The 5,490-nt window shown below is 36.4% G+C and carries 3 protein-coding genes; all 3 read right to left on the bottom strand.

What is annotated here, in order from left to right; translation table 11 throughout:
- Window positions 1-1,090: 1,090 nt before the first annotated feature.
- Window positions 1,091-3,373, bottom strand: coding sequence for a formate C-acetyltransferase (gene pflB, locus A9G48_RS00355; RefSeq protein WP_034943595.1), 2,283 nt, complete (start codon window positions 3,371-3,373; stop codon window positions 1,091-1,093).
- A 64-nt stretch (window positions 3,374-3,437) separates the two neighbouring features.
- On the bottom strand, window positions 3,438-4,286 hold the full coding sequence (focA, locus tag A9G48_RS00350; protein ID WP_034943596.1) for a formate transporter FocA: 849 nt from the start codon (window positions 4,284-4,286) through the stop codon (window positions 3,438-3,440).
- 365 nt (window positions 4,287-4,651) lie between these two features.
- Window positions 4,652-5,490: SdrD B-like domain-containing protein (locus A9G48_RS00345; protein ID WP_141672924.1), on the bottom strand; the 839-nt coding region annotated here is incomplete at its 5' end.

Genomic DNA, 5,490 nt, shown 5'->3' with positions numbered 1-5,490 from the left:
AAGAAGAATTATTCAGTAGACCAAATAAATTCTACTTCTCTGTCACATGGTAAAATTGTTAGAGTAGGGAAATGGGCTTGTTTAACTTGCCTGTTTCCTTCCTCACCCAATCATTCCCGAAGAAATGACCACAAAAGGATTAGCCAACATCTTACGATGAAAGACCAGTTAGAAGTCTGCACCCTTTCGGGTTAGGTCATGTTTCATACCCTATATCAGCCATTACAGCCAATCATTCGCTTTCTCTAACCTCCCTTACCTGCACCCCCAACAGTATCGCTTGCGCTCTACCTGCCTTTCGGCGGAAATACAGGCTTACCAAGTTCCATTATTATCACATAAATAGTTAAGATGCTGCCTGTTCGCCGATAGTGTTTATGATGACGTATCCCCAATGTAAAAAGAGATATCCCACTATATACCTTTTTGGTTAGAGCTTGTCAGTAGCTTAAGCTCTTTACAATTCACGACGTTTATCAGCAATTCACTTACGTTCATCTTTCTATTTAGCCTAGCCCCTCATGACATGCTACTTGCCATTACTTAATGTTACCTCACGATACGCATTAACCTTGCTATTCCTCAAGGGGGTACATTGTTAGGAAGCTCCATACCAGACCGTTGCCAATCTCGCACTATCCCTAGGCTACTGTTAGTCATATAACAGGTTGACTCATATTTTATATAACATAGTGCCTATAAAATATGCCAACAATGATAATAACAGCTTGTGCACTTATTTAACTTCACAATAGGTCAATTCTAGCTTAAACTATATGCTGATGGGTTCTTTCGTTTCCTTGGTCAATTCAATAATTTCTTATTGAATACCTTGGAAATTCCAGAATATCAGATATGATTAATTGAATTGTCCAAAGAATTAGTTCTTTAAATATATGAGATTTGTCTCTCACAGACTAAAAATTATTCTTTACCGAATATAGGTTACACAATATCCTTTCGGACATGTGTAACGTCCTACTCAGATATTGTGAAGGGTAGCTAATTAAAGTTGTTCACTTTAATAGCCCACCTAACTTTATTGAATAAAATCAATAAGTTAGGTGCCATAAGCACGCCCTTGTCGCACTTACATAGATTGTGTAAAAGTACGTGAAATTACGTCTTTCTGTTGTTCTTTAGTTAACGAGTTGAAGCGTACTGCATATCCAGAAACACGAATTGTCAATTGTGGATATTTTTCAGGGTGCTCCATTGCATCTAATAATGTTTCACGATTTAATACGTTAACATTCAAGTGTTGACCGCCTTCTACTGTCGCTTCGTGATGAAAATAACCATCCATTAAACCTGCTAAATTACGTTTACGTGCATCATCATCTTTACCCAATGCATTTGGAACGATAGAGAAAGTATATGAAATACCATCTTTAGCATAAGCAAATGGTAATTTAGCAACGGATGTTAATGAAGCTACCGCACCTTTTTGATCACGCCCATGCATTGGATTAGCACCAGGTCCAAATGGTGCACCAGCACGACGACCATCAGGAGTATTACCAGTTTTCTTACCATATACAACGTTGGAAGTAATGGTTAATACTGATTGAGTTGGAATTGCATTACGATAAGTTTTAAGTTTCTGAATTTTCTTCATGAAACGTTCAACAAGATCAACAGCAATATCATCAACTCGTGGATCATTATTACCGAATTGTGGATATTCACCTTCGATTTCAAAATCAGTTGCTAAACCATCTTCATCACGAATAGTTTTAACTTTGGCATATTTAATAGCAGACAATGAGTCAGCTGCAACAGAAAGACCAGCAATACCACATGCCATAGTGCGAATAACATCACGATCATGAAGTGCCATTAATGAAGCTTCATAGCTATATTTATCATGCATATAGTGAATTGCATTTAATGCTGTTACATATTGTTTTGCTAACCAATCCATAAAGTGGTCTAAACGAGCAAACACTGTATCAAAATCTAAATATTCATCAGTGATTGGAGTCTCTTTAGGACCAACTTGCATTTTTAATTTTTCATCCACACCGCCGTTGATTGCGTATAGTAGAGTTTTAGCAAGGTTTGCACGTGCACCAAAGAATTGCATTTGTTTACCAACAATCATTGGGCTTACACAACATGCAATAGCATAGTCATCATTATTAAAGTCAGGACGCATTAAATCATCATTTTCATATTGTAATGATGAAGTATCGATAGATACTTTTGATGCAAATTCTTTAAATCCACTTGGTAAGTGCTCAGACCAAAGGATTGTCATATTCGGTTCAGGCGATGGTCCCATTGTATATAACGTATTTAAGAAACGGAAAGAAGTCTTAGTAACTAATGTACGACCATCAACACCCATACCAGCGATAGATTCAGTTGCCCAAATTGGATCACCAGAGAATAACTCATCGTATTCTGGCGTACGTAAGAAACGAACCATACGTAATTTCATTACAAAATGGTCAACAATTTCTTGAGCATCCTTTTCTGTAATTAAGCCAGCTTCAAGATCACGTTGGAAGTAAATATCAAAGAAAGTCGACGTACGACCTAATGACATTGCAGCACCATTTTGTGATTTAACCGCAGCTAAATAACCAAAGTAAGTCCATTGGACAGCTTCTTGTGCAGTTTTAGCTGGTCCTGAAATATCGTAGCCATATTTAGCAGCCATTTCTTTAATTTGACCAAGTGCTCGATGCTGTTCTGCAATTTCCTCACGACGTTGCATAGTCATTGCTAAATCAACGCCATTTTCAAAATCAGCTTGTAATGAATTGAATTGTGCAAATTTATCTTGCATTAAGTAGTCAATACCATAAAGAGCAACACGACGGTAGTCACCAATAATACGACCACGACCATAAGCATCAGGAAGACCAGTGATAACTCCTGATTTACGACAACGAAGAATATCTGGAGTATAAATATCAAAAACACCTTGGTTATGAGTTTTACGATATTCCGTGAAGATTTTTTTAACTAAAGGATCAAGTGTTCTATTATAAGCTTTACAAGAATTCTCGATCATTTTGATACCACCAAACGGGATAATTGCGCGTTTTAGTGGTTTTTCAGTTTGTAAACCAACAATTTTTTCTAAATCTTTTTCTATATAACCTGCATCATGAGCGGTAATTGTAGAAATAACACTTGTATCAAAATCCACAGGAGCATGGGTAGCATTTTCAACTTTAATGCCTTCCATTACTTTATCCCATAACTTAGTAGTTGCTTCAGTTGCTCCCGCTAAGAAAGACTCATCACCTTCATATGGCGTGTAGTTCTTTTGAATAAAATCGCGGACATTAACATTATTTTGCCAATCACCATCTTTAAATCCTTTCCAAGCAACTGCTTGTACTTCGTTTAAATTACTCATAATTTTCACCTCAGGTTTACAAAAATATTTATTACCCTTTTACATAAGGGTAAATATTACAAAATCAATGTGGTTTACGTAAATATAAAAACCAATAAGGTAGCGCCACTGCTAAACCACCTAAAATATTCCCAATTGTCACGGGAATTAAATTATTTAAAACAAAATGCTCAACTGTTAAATCTTTAAATGCTTCTGGTGCAACACCAATTAATTGCCAAAACTCAGGAGAAGCAAAATGATTAATCATAATTCCCATTGGGATCATAAACATATTTGCAATACTATGCTCAAAGCCACTAGCAACAAACATTGCAACTGGTAAAACCATAATTAACATTTTATCAATTAGGCTACGACCTGCATAACTCATCCAAGCTGCTAAACAAACCATTAAATTAGCTAGTAAACCAAGAAAAACTGCTTCAATAAAACTATGGTGTAATTTATGATCAGCGGTTTGTAAGACGTTCAATCCCCACAATCCATTGGCAACCATATATTGACCAGAAAGCCAAATTATTACAACAAACAGTATAGCACCAATAAAATTACCAATATAGACTAAAACCCAATTACGAATCATTTTCATCCAACTAACTTTATGAGTCATTTTAGGCAAAATAGTTAAAACAGTTGAAGTAAAAAGATCAGCACCACAACAAACAACTAGCATAAGTCCTAATGAGAAACAAATACCACCGACTAATTTTGCTAAACCAAAAGCAACAGTCGCTGTACCTGTAGTTACAGTAATATAAAATACAAAAGCAATAGAGATAAACACACCGGCCATTATTGCAGATAAAACTGTGCTACATGGGTGTTTATTTACTTTGTAATTGCCAATTTCCTCAGCAATTTGTGTCATTTGTGCGGGGGAATAAGAATCCACAAGTTTATCGATACTCAAACTAACATCCTCAAAAAAACTAGGGTTTTATGAGGCGCATAGTATACTCCAAATTCACATCAAATCACCATTTTTTAATTAAAAAAATCGAACTAATATCAACCATATGTTTTTATTTAAAATTTATTCTCCATTTTTCATCATTATTTGTTAGTAAACGATTATGTTTGTGTAAAGGATACCTTCATATGCGGAATAAAAATTAATGCAGAATAAGTTTTAATAAAAAATATCTCACTCTTTTCCGAAACAACAGGAAAAGAGTGAAAACAAAAGGATATAAACAATTATGTTTAACTTTAACACTGCTTCAAATGTAGATATCCATATCCACATTTATTCGAATAACCCCATATTACTATGGGCTACTCTTCTTTAAAAACCATGAAATCAACTTTACTTGGTAAGCCTGGTGATACCCTTACTACCTTAGGATTACGACCACTAACACGGTATTCCTTCGGTAAGCTTCGTGGATCGAGTTTGATAACAAAGTTACCACCACGTTCCCAACGTCCACCCGATACATCGACTAAATGGTAACGCCCATGTGCATCAGTTGTGATAATCTCTCCTCGCACCGTGATTAATTTCACGCCACCAAGTCCTTCCTCACCTTCGTCTTGCACTCCATTACCATTTTTGTCCACAAACACTTTACCAAAAATTAATGCATTATCAAATAATGGGTCTGACGTCACTGTCACTGTTGCTTGAGCTATATTTGACACCACCTTACCTGTTAAGGAATTTAATGCCATTGCTGTGTTCGTATACTCACCTTGAGTTACACCTGAACCCACCACTAACATATAGCTAATCACCATTTCACCATTACCCGATAAACTTACCTTGTCATACGTCACCGTTCTGCCACCTTTCGGATCCATCACTTTCTTACCGTTAACTCGTGATGAACCATTAACAAATTTAAAGCCCGCAGGTAAAATATCTTTAATTTTGATATTTGCTGGTTGTGCTTTATTGTTAATTACTTTAAGAGTATACGGCACTATATCACCCACCACCACATTGTCTTTTAACGCTGTTTTGATGATAGTGATATCTGCATCCGAGGCACGGTAGCCCAAAGCCATATCATTCACCTCAACGCTCGTGAAAGTAATAGACTTCTCTTTTAATGCTACCGGTATCGTATGTGCACCACCCACGCCATTATACGTCACTGATGACGGCGGCGCTG

The sequence above is a fragment of the Gilliamella sp. wkB18 genome (genome assembly GCF_001690875.1).
GTDB classification, from domain to species: domain Bacteria; phylum Pseudomonadota; class Gammaproteobacteria; order Enterobacterales; family Orbaceae; genus Gilliamella; species Gilliamella apicola_A.
Note: the sequence above shows the minus strand (reverse complement) of the source record. Positions and strands in the feature narration are given on the sequence as shown.